The 14,413-nt window shown below is 61.0% G+C and carries 9 protein-coding genes; 7 read left to right on the top strand and 2 right to left on the bottom strand.

The genetic code is table 11. The annotated features are described in order from the left end of the window. The 5 genes from Q0216_RS08990 to Q0216_RS09010 all read left to right on the top strand — a co-directional run. Positions 1–642: zinc-binding dehydrogenase (locus Q0216_RS08990; protein WP_298594674.1), on the top strand; the 642-nt coding region annotated here is incomplete at its 5' end. A gap of 232 nt (positions 643–874) precedes the next feature. Beyond that, on the top strand, positions 875–2,587 hold the full coding sequence (locus Q0216_RS08995; protein WP_005508799.1) for a formate--tetrahydrofolate ligase: 1,713 nt from the start codon (positions 875–877) through the stop codon (positions 2,585–2,587). A gap of 1,289 nt (positions 2,588–3,876) precedes the next feature. Continuing rightward, positions 3,877–4,650, top strand: coding sequence for an MBL fold metallo-hydrolase (locus Q0216_RS09000; protein ID WP_298594676.1), 774 nt, complete (start codon positions 3,877–3,879; stop codon positions 4,648–4,650). 126 nt (positions 4,651–4,776) lie between these two features. After that, on the top strand, positions 4,777–7,665 hold the full coding sequence (gene uvrA / locus Q0216_RS09005) for an excinuclease ABC subunit UvrA (protein WP_298594678.1): 2,889 nt from the start codon (positions 4,777–4,779) through the stop codon (positions 7,663–7,665). A 62-nt stretch (positions 7,666–7,727) separates the two neighbouring features. After that, positions 7,728–8,858 (top strand): GNAT family N-acetyltransferase, encoded by a 1,131-nt coding sequence (locus tag Q0216_RS09010; protein ID WP_298594680.1) that lies wholly within the window; start codon positions 7,728–7,730, stop codon positions 8,856–8,858. A gap of 57 nt (positions 8,859–8,915) precedes the next feature. Here the strand turns inward: Q0216_RS09010 and Q0216_RS09015 are convergent, their stop codons facing one another. Both Q0216_RS09015 and Q0216_RS09020 read right to left on the bottom strand, forming a co-directional pair. Continuing rightward, positions 8,916–10,397 (bottom strand): glycoside hydrolase family 1 protein, encoded by a 1,482-nt coding sequence (locus Q0216_RS09015; RefSeq protein WP_298594682.1) that lies wholly within the window; start codon positions 10,395–10,397, stop codon positions 8,916–8,918. Between the two features lie 206 nt (positions 10,398–10,603). Continuing rightward, positions 10,604–12,085, bottom strand: coding sequence for an anion permease (locus tag Q0216_RS09020; protein WP_298594684.1), 1,482 nt, complete (start codon positions 12,083–12,085; stop codon positions 10,604–10,606). A gap of 382 nt (positions 12,086–12,467) precedes the next feature. Here Q0216_RS09020 and Q0216_RS09025 point away from each other — a divergent pair, with 382 nt between their 5' ends. Together Q0216_RS09025 and Q0216_RS09030 are read left to right on the top strand one after the other, a co-directional pair. Continuing rightward, positions 12,468–13,166 carry a lipoyl protein ligase domain-containing protein gene (locus tag Q0216_RS09025; RefSeq protein WP_298594686.1) on the top strand — a complete coding sequence of 233 codons (699 nt, stop codon included), beginning with the start codon at positions 12,468–12,470 and terminating at the stop codon, positions 13,164–13,166. A 91-nt stretch (positions 13,167–13,257) separates the two neighbouring features. Further along, complete coding sequence (locus Q0216_RS09030; protein ID WP_298594688.1) at positions 13,258–14,148, top strand: fumarylacetoacetate hydrolase family protein; 891 nt, start codon at positions 13,258–13,260, stop codon at positions 14,146–14,148. The last annotated feature ends 265 nt before the right edge of the window (positions 14,149–14,413 follow it).

Genomic DNA, 14,413 nt, shown 5'->3' on the forward strand with positions numbered 1-14,413 from the left:
GTCAAGACCCCGGCAGATCCCACCGCAGAGCAGATCCCGCACCTGATGGCGGCCTCCGACGTGCTCGGCACCGGCTGGTACGCAGCAGACGCCGCGCAGGCAGGCCCCGGCAAGACCATCGTCGTTGTTGGCGACGGCGCAGTCGGCCTGAGCGCAGTCATCGGCGCTAAGCAGCTCGGCGCGGAGAAGATCATCATCATGTCCCGCAACCCCGAACGTCAGGCGCTCGCTAAGGAATTCGGCGCAACCCACATCGTGGAAGAGCGCGGCGAAGAGGGCATCGCCAAGGTCATGGAGCTCACCGACGGCGTGGGTGCACACGGCGTCGCGGAGGCTGTTGGCTCCCAGCAGTCCTTCGACCAGGCACTCGGCTGCGTACGCCACGGCGGTTACATCGGCTTCGTGGGCGTGCCGCACGACAGCTCCATCGGAACCGATAAGCTCTTCGACAAGCAGGTTCACCTGGAGGGCGGCCCCGCCCCCGTGCGCAAGTACCTGCCGACCCTCATCGACCTGATTTACAAGGGCGAAATTGAGCCCGGCAAGGTATTCGACCTGGTTCTGCCCATCGACGAGGCAGCTAAGGGTTACGAGGCAATGGACCAGCGTACCGCCACCAAGGTTCTGCTGACCATGCCGTAATAGCCGCTCGTATCGCCGGTTCTTGTACTTTCTTGTACTAGCAACCCGGCGCGTATACGCTACTAATCCCCGCACCGACCCTGTTCACTCCATGTGAGCGTAGGGTACCGGTTGCGGGGATTCGTGCATTAAAAATTGAGTTTATTTGTCGGAGTCCGGCGAGGTGAGGGACAAATGCGTGAGCCAAGGCATAGAATAAAAGAGCATGATTCGTACAACTCGAAGGATGACAATGACGAAGAAGCCTTTCCCTTCCGACCTCGAAATCGCACTTGCTGCAGATCTCTGGCCCATTAACAAGATCGCAGCGGACAATGGCATCAGTGAAGATCGCCTTGAGCCCTACGGCAAGTACGTCGCTAAGGTCCTCCTCGACGAAACCACCAACGCAGAGACCGCCCGCAAGCGCGGCTCCAAGTACATTGTGGTTACCGCAGTCACCCCCACCCCGCTCGGTGAAGGTAAGACTGCAACCTCCGTATCCCTCGCACAGGGCTTCGCGCAGACCGGCCGCAAGGCAATCCTGGCTCTGCGTCAGCCCGCAATGGGCCCGACCTTCGGCATCAAGGGCGGCGCAGCAGGCGGCGGTTACTCTCAGATTGTTCCCATGGAGAAGCTGAACCTGCACCTGACCGGCGACTTCCACGCCGTCACCGCAGCGCACAACCTGCTTGCCGCCATGATTGACAACCACCTGCACCACGGCAACGAGCTGCGCATCGACCCGCGCGCAATTGAGTGGCGCCGAGTCATCGACATGAATGACCGCTCCTTGCGCAACATCGTCGTGGGCCTGGGCGAACGCATGGACGGCGTGGTCCGCGAGACCGGTTTCGACATCACCAGCGCCTCCGAAATCATGGTGATTCTCTCGCTGGCAACCTCCTTCAAGGACCTGCGTGAGCGCCTGGCAAAGATCGTGATCGGCCTGAACTACGACGGCGAGCCCGTCACCGCAGCCGACCTGAAGGCTGACGGCGCAATGTCCGTCATCCTGGCAGACGCCATCAACCCGAACCTGCTGCAGACCCTGGAGCACACCCCCGCGCTGATTCACGCGGGCCCCTTCGGCAACATCGCAACCGGTAACTCCTCCGTGGTCGCAGACTACGTTGGTCTGGAGTACTCCGACTACGTGATTACCGAGGCTGGCTTCGGTGCCGACATGGGTGCGGAGCGTTTCTTCAACGTCAAGTGCCGCGTCTCCGGCCTGAAGCCCGACGCAGCAGTGCTCGTCGTCACCGTGCGCTCCCTGAAGTCCCACTCCGGCCTGTACAAGATCGTTCCGGGCAAGCCCCTGCCCGAAGGCATGCTGCAGGAAAGCCCCTCCGACGTGGAGAAGGGCGCAGAGAACCTGAAGAAGCACATCGAGATTGTGCGCAACTTCGGTGTTCAGCCGGTCGTGGCAATCAACGCGTTCCCGACCGACTTCGAGTCCGAGCACGAGACTATCCGCCGTATCGCTGAGGAGGCTGGCGCTCGCGTCGCTATCCACCGCGGTGTGGCTGAGGGCGGTAAGGGCACCACCGACCTGGCAGACGTGGTTGCTGAGGCATGTGACGACGTTTCGGATCTGAAGTACACCTACGATCTTGAGGACTCCATCGAGACCAAGATCGAGAAGGTTGCCACCAAGGTCTACGGTGCGGACGGCATCTCCATTGCTCCCGCTGCCGCTAAGCAGCTGAAGCGTTTCGCTGAGCTGGGCTACTCGCACCTGCCCGTGGTTATTGCGAAGACTCACCTGTCCATCTCTTCGGATGCAACTCTGAAGGGCGCACCGACCGGCTGGACCCTGCCCGTGCGTGAGGTTCGCCTGGCTGCAGGTGCTGGCTACGTCTACGCTATCTGCGGCACCATGCGCACCATGCCGGGCCTGAGCAAGAGCCCCGCAGCTGAGCGCATCGGCTTCGACGAGAACGGCGTGATGGTCGGCCTGTCCTAAAGCGACTGTGCCAGCTGATTTATAGCTAGTGGAGGCGGCGCTCCTTCCCCACAGCGGGGGAGGGGCGCCGCTTTCCTGTGCTCCAGTGGTGGCAGGTACCGGGCGGCAGATGGGGTGAATGCCGGTGTGAATACCGGTGCGATTGTCGGTGAAAGGTGGAGCGTATTGGTATTTTGGGTGCTGAAGGTACTGAATAGTGCTGAATGGCGGGGGAGTGAAGGATAGTGAAACCCCTAGTGGAGGGGAGTTTCAACCTTTCCTTGAAGGCTTCCAAGCGCCCCTCTGGAAGGCGGAATTGGTACGTGCTGGTTAATAATTGGGCTCTATGTATGCTTGAAGGTCAGGTTTTGTTAAACAATCTGTAGAAGTTGATTTTTTAGTGACACACTGTCTTGCATTTTGTGAAAATATGGTATTGACTAGGTGTTTTACTTTTTGAAAGGGGTTTCAGTGAGTGTACTCAGTGAACCTGAAGGCAGGGCTGCTGTTATCGTTTTGTAATAAAACCTCTATTTTAGGGGGTGCATAAGGGGGCTAAACAGACCAATTGATTTTGCTCTCGCGCGAATAATTGTGCAGTTTTTGAACGGTGGGCGGTACATTTTTTCCACTTCAAGAACTTTCAAATGCTTGAAGATAGTTTGACCTTAACCCTCTACTTCTGCGGAATACCGGGCTAAAATCGGGCATTAAGCCTTTAGAATTGCTGAGTATAAAGCTTAGGTTAAAGGTGCACTGAAGTGTCAAATGAGGGAAAATCTGAAATTATTTTGGGTGAAATAAATCACACTTAAAGTCGAAAAAAATGAAATTGGTACGTATGGATACCCTAAAAAACAGCTATTTTTATTACAGAATGATTACATTGAGGCGCAAGTCACTAAAATGGGCTCTCCGTACCAAATTGAGCTGTAAAACAGCCCCCAAAAAGTTCGCTACTATTGAGTCATCAAGTAATCGTGAGATTTCCAAAGTCCTCGGGTTGCTTGTGTTTGAGTGAGTGATAGATACCCCTGGGTGTCATGAGAAGCGACTGTGTATCGATGCGCAGTCGCTTCTCTGTTTAACTTTTGAATTTCGCTGCTTGAATTTCAATGGAGCCTCAGATAGGCGGGACCTTGGCTAGAGCCTGTACCGAACGTGCTCCAGAGTCTGTTCCGAAGGCGCCCTGAACATGCATCCCGAACATGCATCCCGCACATTCAACGCCGAATGCGCTCGGAATGCGCTCATAGGGAAGTGCTCTATATGGGTGCCTGCCGCATCATGGGAGCCCCTACACTGGAACTATGACTACTTACCCCGAACCCACCCTCATCTTTGAGAACCCCGAACTGACCGTGCGAGCGTTCAGCGTCTCCGAGATGGACAACAGCGTCTACCTCATCACCATGCGCGCCACCGGCGAGCAGGTGCTCATCGACCCCGCAGACGATGCGGAAGAACTCTACGCCTACACCCTCGACGCGCTCCTGAACGACTGCCCGCAGCTCGAACTGGCAGACGGCGAAGAACGCCGCGTGCGCGTCATGGAGAAGGAAGAGGACTTCAACTCCCTCAGGCCCCGCGCAATCGGTCTGACTGGCATCCTGGTCACCCACGGCCATTGGGATCACATCCGCGCCATTAAGGAGCTCGACCGCCTCACCGGTGCCGTCACCTCCGCGGGTGCAGCTGACGTAGCCGCTATTAAGGAGCAGGAAGACTACACCGTCGAAGAGGAGCTGACCGGCGGCGAAAGCTTCGACTTCTATCTCTCTGACACCGTCATTCGCGCCCTGCACGTGCCCGGCCACACCCCCGGATCCATCGTCTACACCCTCGAAACCACCTGGGAAGACGGCACCCCCGCAACCCTGCTGTTCACCGGTGATGCTCTCTTCCCCGGCGGCGTGGGTAAGACCGACTCCCCGCAGCAGTTTGGTGAGCTCTTCTCCAATGTGCTCGAAAAGCTCTTCGGCGGCTTCGACGATGACGCAATCGTGCTGCCCGGCCACGGCCGCTCCACCACCCTAGGGGATGAGCGCCCCCACCTGGAAGAGTGGGGCACCCGCGGCTGGTAAACCGCGCCTGACAATCCGCCTCATATAAGTACTGCACCCTCATGCCTTCACCGGCCGCATAATCCCGCCGGTGAAAGGCGTGAGGGTGTAGAATTTAAGTTCGAAGATAAGACGAAAGGATTTTCGATGACACCCCGCCCGGCACACGGTAGCACCGCACTCAAAGCGAACGATCTGACCAGCATCCGGGTTCAGGGTGCCCGCGAAAACAACCTCAAGAACGTAGACCTCACCATCCCGCGTGATGCGATGGTCGTCTTCACCGGCCTCTCCGGTTCCGGTAAGTCCTCCCTCGCCTTCGACACCATCTTTGCCGAAGGTCAGCGCCGCTACGTCGAGTCGCTGTCCTCCTACGCGCGTATGTTCCTCGGACAGGTCGATAAGCCCGACGTAGACTTCATCGAGGGCCTTTCCCCGGCGGTGTCTATCGACCAGAAGTCCACCTCCAAGAACCCGCGCTCAACCGTCGGTACCATCACCGAAATCTACGACTACATGCGTCTGCTCTGGGCACGAGTTGGTCACCCGCACTGCCCCGAATGTGGCGAAGAAATCACCCAGCAGACCCCACAGCAGATTGTCGACATTCTGCAGGAATACCCCGAACGCACCCGCCTGCAGATCCTCGCGCCCGTCGTCAGCGCACGTAAGGGCGAGTTTGTTGACCTCTTCAAGGACCTGCTGACTCAGGGCTACTCGCGTGCCCGCGTGGACGGCGAAACCGTGCAGCTCTCCGACCCGCCCAAGCTCGCCAAGCAGTACAAGCACACCATCGAGGTGGTCGTTGACCGCATCGTCATTAAGGACGGTATTCACCAGCGCCTCACCGACTCCATCGAAACCGCGCTCAAGCTCGCCGACGGCCGCGTGCTCATCGACTTCGTGGACCGCGAGCAGGACGACCCCGAACGCACCCGCTCCTTCAGCGAGAACCTCGCCTGCCCCAATAACCACCCGCTGCAGATTGACACCATCGAGCCGCGCGCCTTCTCCTTCAACTCGCCGTTCGGCGCATGTAGCGCCTGCGACGGCATCGGCTCGCGCCTGGAAGTAGACACCGAACTGCTCGTACCCAACCCCGACCTGACCCTCGGCGAGGGCGCTATCGCCCCCTGGTCGCAGGGCAAAGCAACCACCGAATACTGGCTGCGCCTGCTCGCCGGTCTGGGGGAGGAGCTCGGATTCGACCTGAACACCCCCTTCAAGGACCTGCCCGCCAAGACCCGCGCCGCCATTCTGGACGGCAAGGACTACAAGGTTGAGGTCTCCTACCGCAACCGATTCGGCCGCGAACGCCGCTACACCTCCGGATTCGAGGGCGTGAAGGCGTACATCAAGCGCAAGCACGAAGAAACCGAATCGGACTTCGCCCGCGACCGCTACGAACAGTACATGCGCCAGGTCGCCTGCCCCTCCTGCGGTGGCGCGCGCCTGAACCCGACCATCCTCGGTGTGAAGGTCGGCGGCAAGTCCATCGCGGAGGTTACCGACTTGTCTCTGGCTGACGCGCTCGCCTTCGTGCGCGGCCTGCAGCTGAGCGCCCGCGAAGCCAAGATTGGTGAGCAGGTTCTCAAGGAAATTGACGCGCGCCTGCAATTCCTGCTGGACGTGGGTCTGGACTACCTGACCCTCTCACGCTCCGCCGGTACGCTCTCCGGCGGTGAGGCGCAGCGCATCCGCCTCGCAACCCAGATCGGTTCGGGCCTGGTCGGTGTGCTCTACGTGCTCGACGAGCCCTCCATCGGCCTGCACCAGCGCGATAACCGCCGCCTTATCGAAACCCTGACCAAGCTGCGCGATATGGGCAACACGCTTATTGTGGTTGAGCATGACGAAGACACCATGCGCGAAGCCGACTGGATTGTGGATGTAGGACCCGGCGCCGGCGAGCACGGCGGCGAAATCGTGCACTCCGGCAGCTTTGAGGAGCTGCTGAAGAACACCAAGTCCATTACCGGCGACTACATGGCTGGCCGCCGCAGCATTGAGGTGCCCGCCTCCCGCCGCCCCGTGGACAAGAAGCGTCAGCTGACCGTGCGCGGCGCCCGCGAAAACAACCTCAAGAACGTGACCGTGTCCTTCCCGCTGGGCGTGTTCACCGCGGTGACCGGTGTGTCCGGCTCGGGTAAGTCCACCCTCGTCAACGACATTCTGTACACCTCCCTGGCGAACAAGCTCAACGGCGCCAAGCAGGTACCCGGCCGCCACAAGAGCATCGACGGCCTGGAACACCTGGACAAGGTCATTCACGTGGACCAGTCGCCCATCGGCCGCACCCCGCGCTCGAACCCCGCCACCTACACCGGCGTGTTCGACCACATCCGCAAGCTGTTCGCAGAGACCAGCGAAGCGAAAATGCGCGGCTACACTCCCGGCCGATTCTCCTTCAACGTCAAGGGCGGCCGCTGCGAGGACTGCTCCGGCGACGGCACCCTGAAGATTGAAATGAACTTCCTGCCGGACGTGTACGTACCCTGCGAAACCTGCCACGGCAAGCGCTACAACCGCGAAACCCTCGAAGTGCACTACAAGGGCAAGACCATTGCCGACGTACTCGAAATGCCCGTGGAAGAAGCCGCAGAGTTCTTTGCCGCATTCACCCCGATTGCGCGCCACCTGAACACCCTCGTGGACGTGGGCCTGGGCTACATTCGCCTGGGTCAGCCCGCAACCACCCTCTCCGGCGGTGAAGCGCAGCGCGTGAAGCTCGCAACCGAACTGCAGAAGCGCTCCAACGGCCGCTCCATCTACGTGCTGGATGAGCCGACCACCGGCCTGCACTTTGAAGACATCCGCAAGCTGCTCGCCGTGCTGCAATCGCTGGTTGACAAGGGCAATAGCGTCATCACCATTGAACATAACCTGGACGTGGTCAAGTGCGCCGACTGGATTATCGACATGGGCCCCGAAGGCGGTAGCGGCGGCGGCACCGTGATTGCTGAAGGTACCCCGGAACAGGTAGCTCAGGTGAAGGGCTCGCACACCGGCGCGTTCCTTGCAGAGATTTTGAGCTAGCCGAGATCCTGAACTAGCCGAGATTCTGAACTAGTCGACAACTTGAACTAAAGGAAATCTACGTGACTGATACTCAAGGAACCGCACCTGCCCGGGGAGCTCAGGCAATCCGTGGTCCTATGAACAGGGGCGCTGTGACCACCGCGGACCGTGCGCGGCACATCCTGCACACCCAGCTGGAGGCGGACTTCTGCCAGGCACCCGGCTCGATTAGCCGCGCCCTCGAAGAGCTACGCGACTACCCGGAAGCCGAGAGCCTGCCGCTGCTCGCCACCGTGCAGCCGCCCTCCGAGAAGATGGGCGCCGCACGCCGCCGCAACGACGACATCTGGGAGTTGCGCGTCGCCAACTACGCAAGCATCGGTATTCTCTGCGCCAAGCATCCGCGCGTGCTGGACAAGGCGATTGATTACATGCTTGGCGACCAGTCGAACTGGCTGGGCGACTATGCACAACTCCGCCAGCTCAACGAACTGCTCACCCCCTACACCCAGCAGGTCAGCGGCACGAGCATCTACTACACGCCCGGCCGCGCCCTGCTGAACTCGGTCGTACCCGAGGGCGTGCAGGCGCAGGAAGTGAAGTGCGCCGTGCCCGGTGTGGGCATGATGCGCCGCGTTGACCCCGCCGAGCTGAAAGCTGCGCTACTTGCCGAAATCACCGGCGAGCGTACCATCCGCAGGGAGGCAAACGCCTCCGCGGGTGCGATTGAGGTTGACCCGGAGGATACGGAGGCGCGCGTAACCCGCCTGCGCGTGGAGCTGCTGGACGCTGAGCAGTTTGAGCGCTTCCGCGGGGATAAGCGATACTCGAACGCGCTGGGCTTTAGCGTGGCCCGTCCGGATGTGCTGGTGCTTGCCGCATACCCGGTGGACGAGGATGTACCTGATGCACCCACAGCGGGGGAGAGCGACCCTGCGCTTGCAGACCCTATCGCTATGGTTGGCCTGAGTGACGATTCGCCGATTATGCGCCAGATCGGTATTGATGTGTTGCCCGCCTGGCGCGGTGCCGGCATCGCCAGCGTACTGGTGCGTGATGCGGCGCGTCTGACCCTGGCGGAAGGGTACCTGCCGTTCTACGGTACGAGCCCGTCGCACGTGCTCTCGCAGAGGGTTGCGATAAACGCGGGATTGGTGCCGACCTGGTGGGAGTACGTGTCCACCAGTCTGAACGATCTGCCCATGGACTAGGCGTTATACGTGAAAAGCCCCCGAGATTCGGAGTCTCGGGGGCTTTTGGTGTAGCTTCTAAAGCTCCGCGCCGTTGCTGGCAATCACCTCGCGGTACCAGTGGAAGGACTTCTTGCGGTAGCGCGCCAGGGTGCCGGTGCCGTCGTCGTTGCGGTCCACGTAGATGAACCCGTAGCGCTTGGACATCTGCGCGGTGGAGGCACTAATCATGTCGATGCAGCCCCAGGTGGTGTAGCCGAGCACGTTCACGCCGTCCTCAATCGCCTCACGTACCGCGTGCAGGTGCTGGCGCAGGTAGTCGATGCGGTAGTCATCTTCCACGGTCAGCTCGCCGTCAATCTCGACCAGTTCATCGCGGGCACCCAGACCGTTCTCCACAATGAACAGCGGCTTTTGCCAGCGGTCCCAATACTGGTTGAGGACCACGCGCAGACCGGTCGGGTCGATCTGCCAGCCCCACTCGCTGGCGGGCAGGGTTGGGTTCACCACGCCGCCGAGGATATTGCCTTCGCCGCGCTCGCCTCGTGCCGGGTCGCCGGTCGCGCAGGTGGACATGTAGTAGCTGAACGACACGAAATCCACGGTGTTCTTCAGGTCCTCGCGGTCCTGTTCGGTGATGTTCAGCTCCACGCCCTTCTCACGCAGGGCGCGCAGGAAGTAGCCGGGGTATGCGCCGCGAACGTGCACGTCACCGAATGCGAAGTTCGCCTGTTCCGCCTGCATGGCGGCGAGTACGTCGGCGGGGTCGGGGGTGAGCGGGTAGGTGGGCATGGCAAGAATCATGCAGCCGACCTGCGCACCGGGTGCCAGTTCGTGTGCCGCAGCGGTGGCGCGTGCGGAGGCGACCAGCTCGTGGTGCATCGCCTGGTACAGGTCCGCGTCGCTGAGCTGATCCGCCGGGGTGTTGATGCCGCCGGACATGAACGGCATGTGCAGCATCGAGTTGATTTCGTTGAAGGTCAGCCAGTACTTCACGCGCTTGCCGTAGCGGGCGAATACGGTGCGGGCGTAGCGTTCGTAGAAGCCGATGAGTTCGCGGCTGGTCCAGCCGTTGTACTGCTCGACCAGGTGCAGCGGGGTTTCGTAGTGGCTGAGGGTGATGAGCGGTTCCATACCGTGCTTTTCGAGCTCGTCGAGCACGCGGTCGTAGAAGGCGAGGCCCGCCTCGTTCGGGGTTTCTTCGTCGCCGCGGGGGAAGATACGCGACCAGGCGATGGAGAAGCGGAAGACCTTGAAGCCCATCTCTGCGAGCAGGGCGATGTCTTCGCGGTAGCGGTGGTAGAAGTCGATGCCCTCCAGCTTGAGGTTGTCCTCGGTGGGTTCGGCGGTGCGCGGGTACAGGCCGCCGGCGGGCAGCACATCCTGCAGGCTGGGGCCCTTGCCGTCTTCGTTCCAGGCGCCCTCGAACTGGTTGGCGGCGGTGGCGCCTCCGAAGAGGAAACCGGCGGGGAAAGCGCCGAGCGGCTGCGGCTCGGTTAGTGCAGGGGCGGCGTTGGGTAGAGGGGCGGTTTGGGCGGTGATGTGCTGGTCCTGATGCACGGCGTCCTCCAAGGTGTTTTGGGTCTTTCTTCTACCCTAGCGGAGGGGGTGGGGGATTACTAGGTTTTGCGCTGTGTTGGGGGCGCGAAACGGGCGCGTAAAAGCCCGGTATTCTCACACGAAAATTCACGTGAGAATACCGGGCTTTTATGCAGCTCTTATACAGCGCTTTTACGCTGGGCTAAGCTGCCGCGGGGTCTGCGCTACTAGTTGGCGAAACCGAGCGCGAACAGCCACGCAGTACCGACCGTACCCCAGATGACGAGGTTCACGATAGCTGCCATGAAGCCGACCTTGAACCATTCGCCCACGCTGAAGTAGCCGGAACCGTAGTACACGCCCGCCGGGCCGGACGCGTAGTGGGTGATACCGCCAATCAGGTTTCCGGCGAAGCCGAGGAACAGCGCCGCGAACACCGGCGGAACACCGGCAGCTACCGCCGCACCGAGGAACACGGCGTACAGTGCCACAACCTGCGCGGTGTTCGAAGCGAACATGTAGTGGATGAAGAAGTACGCCAGAACCAGGATCGCGAATGCCATAGGCCACGCCATGCCGCTGACGCTGTGCGCCGCCTGCTCACCGACCCAGTCGACGACCTTGAGCTTCTTCAGGTGATCCGCCATGCCGACGAGCACGGCGAAGAAGATGAGGGTGGACCATGCGCTGGAGTTCTTCGCCATATCCTTCCATGTCAGGACCTTAGTGACCAGCAGAATTGCGATGCCGAAGAATGCGGCGCTGGTCGCGTCAATACCCAGGGAGGTACCGGTAATCCACAGGATCAGCAGCAGCGCGAAGGTGCCGAGCATGATCCATTCCTTGGAGCTCATAGGGCCCATTTCGTGCAGTTCCTGGCGGGCGCGCTTGGGCGCGTCCGGGGTCTTCTTGATGGTCGGCGGGTAGATTTTTGACATGATCCACGGCATCACGATCAGCGCGGTAAGACCGGGAACGATAGCGGCGAGCGCCCAGGTACCCCAGTCGATGTTGATGTCGCGGTCGTGCGCGAACTTCTGCGCCAGCGGGTTACCCGCCATTGCGGTCAGGAACATTGCGGAGGTGATGGTATTGACCTGCGCCTCAGTCATGAGCAGGTAGGAGCCGAGCTTACGGCGCGATTCGGGGGTCTCGTTGGTGGAGCCGTTGACCTCGGAGAGAGAACGGATAACCGGGTAAATCACGCCACCGGCACGCGCCGTGTTGGAGGGGGTGGCGGGGGCGAGAACCAGGTCGGTGATTGCCATACCGTAGGACAGGCCGAGGGAGGACTTGCCGAGCGCACGCACGAACAGCAGTGCGATGCGCTTGCCCAGGCCGGTGATGAGGAAGCCGTCGGCGATGAAGAACGCGGCAACAATAATCCAGATGGAGGAGTTGCCGAAGCCGGCCAGCGCCTCGTTCTTTGCCGCCATGGTGCCGGTAATCATTGCGGCACCCAGGCCGACGAGCGCCACGGACGGGGTGGGCAACGGCTGCAGGATCAGGCCGAGGATGGTGCCGACGAAGATGGCGAGCATGTGCATGCCGCGCGGGTCGACGCCTTCGGGGGCGGGAACGAACCAGATGGCGAGGGTCGCTACGAGGATGATGGCAACGTGCAGGATCAGCTTGTTTCGCTGTTTGCGGGCTGCGCTCACCTCCTGGTTGGGGGCGGCGGTTGCCGCTGTGTTGGTGGACTGTGTCATGTCCGTACTCCTTATGTGAAACGTACAGTGTGGTCCGTGGCGGGTGGGCCGTCACGGTGTGCGCGTTTCTTCTGCGTTGTCATGCTGTGTTGTGTACTGGTGGCAACGTGTGGGATACCACGTAGTCTTTTAATCGTAATGGTTTGGGTTCACCGAGTGAAGAAAATCGGCATAAAAAATGTGAATATGGCGGGGCATGTCGGCAGCTGGGATTTTGCGGCGTAGCGGCGAGGATTCCGCAGAGCTTTAAGGGGGAACCGGTGTGAGGTGCAGCGGGGGAGAACACCAACAGAACACTGCCCTTGAGCTGCCCTTAAGTTGCCTTTGAGATGCCCCGCCGCCCGCGCACCGTAAGTGACGGGCGTAACCGTAAAATAGGAACGTGCAGATTATTCGAGAGACCGGCCCCGAATCCGGCGATATCCTCATTCACCACGATCAGACGGTGCAGATGCTTCGCGAGGTGGCAAGCGGGCAGCGTGAAGCCACCCTACGCATGTATCAGCCGAACCCGACGGTCGCGTTCGGCCGCCGTGACGAACTGAACCCCGGCTTCGCGGACGCCTCCGCGGCGTGCGCCGAGCACGGTTTTGAGGTGCTGGTGCGCAAGGTCGGTGGGCACGCCGCCGCCTACCATCAGGGGTGCCTGGTCGTGGACCATTTTCAGCCCGCCTCCGACGCGCGCAGCGGCAACACCCTACGCTACGAACTGTTCGGCTCCATGTACGCGCAGGCGCTACGCGAAGTCGGCGTGGATGCGCGCATGGGCGAAATCCCGGGGGAGTACTGCCCCGGCGAGTATTCGGTGCACGCGCAGCTTCCCGCCTCCGCAGGTGGTGGCCGCATCAAACTGGTCGGCACCGCCCAGCGTGTGGTGACCGGCGGCTGGTGGTTCAGCACCGGCATTGTGGTTTCCGATTCTGCACCCCTGCGGGCGGTTACTGCGGATGTGTACCGTGCCCTTGGCATGGAGCTGGACCCCGCCACGGTTGGCGCGGCGCAGGACGCGAACCCGACTCTGCTCATGGAAGACCTGGAAGACGCGATCGTTGAGGTGTACGCCCAAAACGGTTTTCGCTGAGCTGATTTTGCTGGGCTGATTTTGCTCATCTATCTCTGACTTTTACCCCTAACCCACCCCGAACTACCCCACCTGAAGTGAAGGAGCATCCATGCGTTGGGCACAGATTAAAGACTCGAAGGGCAGCCGCGCGGTCTGCTTCTTCGAGGAGACCGTGTACGAGCTTCCGGCGAAGCTCAGCCCGCTACTGAATTTCTACAGCCGGTTCCGCCTGAACTTTGGCGACCCGAAGAACGCCGTGGCGATTCTGAAGGAGAACGGCGCGACCGTCATGGGTCACGGCGAGGAACTGTGGAACTCCCTGCCGTTCATTCGCCCGCTGGATAAGCCCGGCAAGATTGTGTGCGCGGGCCTGAACTACCGCGACCACGCCGCGGAAATGAACCTTGAGGTACCCGAGCATCCGGCGCTGTTCGCGAAGTTCCCGAACGCGCTGATTGGTCCCGGCGAGCAGATCCGCATGCCCGCCGATGACGGCACCGGCAGCACGAAAATCGACTGGGAGGTTGAGCTGTGCCTGGTCGTGGGCGCTCGCCTGCGTAACGCCACGGAGGAGCAGGCGCTTGAGGCTTTGATGGGGTACACGGTCATGAACGATGTGTCGGTGCGTGACTGGCAGGGCCGTTCCTCGGAATGGTTCCAGGGTAAGAACTGGGATGCGATGACCCCGTTTGGTCCGGTGATTGTGAGCCCCGATGAGGTTGACCCGGTTGCCGGTCTGGAGCTGGTCTGCGAGGTGGACGGCGTGGTGCGTCAGCGCGGCACGACGGCGGATATGGTGTTCACCCCGGCGCAGCTGCTGTCCTATATTTCGCGGTTCATGACCCTGGAGCCGGGCGACCTGGTGGCGACGGGTACCCCGGCGGGGGTTGGCTTGTCGCTGCATCCGCGTCAGTGGTTGAAGCCGGGTCAGACGGTGCGCACCCGCATTGAGGGCATTGGCGAGCTGGTGAATGTCTGCTCGGAGGCGGGCGCTCTGTAGTTGTCCGGTAGCCCGGCGGGTGGTTCTGCGGGTAGCCCTGCGCGCAACCGCGATTGAACCCATGTGAACCCACGCGAACCCACTGAGGTGTCTATAGCACCCGCTTTTGGGTGCACTGGAAGGCACCCATAAATGAATACTTATGCACCCCGCATGTGTTTTTGAGGCATATGCGGGGTGTTTCTATGCCTTGCTAAAGCTCCCGGTGGGTGGCTTAGGATTCCTGGAATGCACGGCGAAGAACGTCCTGTGCGGGGGAGTGTGG

The sequence above is a fragment of the uncultured Rothia sp. genome, assembly GCF_937976295.1.
Taxonomy (GTDB): domain Bacteria; phylum Actinomycetota; class Actinomycetes; order Actinomycetales; family Micrococcaceae; genus Rothia.

Bases quoted from the DNA above. Each gene is read 5' to 3' on its own strand.
- Q0216_RS08995 (WP_005508799.1), top strand. From the start codon at position 875: ATGACGAAGAAGCCTTTCCCTTCCGACCTCGAAATCGCACTTGCTGCA.
- Q0216_RS09000 (WP_298594676.1), top strand. From the start codon at position 3,877: ATGACTACTTACCCCGAACCCACCCTCATCTTTGAGAACCCCGAACTG.
- uvrA (WP_298594678.1), top strand. From the start codon at position 4,777: ATGACACCCCGCCCGGCACACGGTAGCACCGCACTCAAAGCGAACGAT.
- Q0216_RS09020 (WP_298594684.1), bottom strand. From the start codon at position 12,085: ATGACACAGTCCACCAACACAGCGGCAACCGCCGCCCCCAACCAGGAG.
- Q0216_RS09030 (WP_298594688.1), top strand. From the start codon at position 13,258: ATGCGTTGGGCACAGATTAAAGACTCGAAGGGCAGCCGCGCGGTCTGC.